Annotated in this window: 1 protein-coding gene; it reads left to right on the forward strand. The window is 58.2% G+C overall.

The window, feature by feature from the left end; translation table 11 throughout:
- On the forward strand, positions 1-275 hold a 275-nt coding region (locus SB756_RS29810), incomplete at both ends, for a hypothetical protein (protein ID WP_410913182.1).

A 275-nucleotide genomic window follows, 5' to 3' on the forward strand; every position in this document is an offset into this window, starting at 1 on the left:
GTGGCTTCGCGATGGCGTCATCTCCAGCGATCGTCAAATTTGTGGGAGGCACCCCTGCCGATGCCACCAATAACAGCCGTAGGATGCAAGCAATCACCCTCGGTGGTAACCCCGCATTTACACTTCCTGCCCTCAATTTTGCCCCCACCGCAGCAGGGATTGATGCGCGTAAAGTGACCGATCGCGGCATTTTACCGGTCATCAATACGGGTATCGCCCACAAACAAGCGGGGGTCGGGCAAATTGGTGCCGGGATCACCACTGCGCCGATGGCC

This window comes from Pseudomonas sp. SIMBA_068 (genome assembly GCF_046534705.1).
In the GTDB taxonomy this organism is placed as follows: Bacteria; Pseudomonadota; Gammaproteobacteria; order Pseudomonadales; family Pseudomonadaceae; genus Aquipseudomonas; species Aquipseudomonas putida.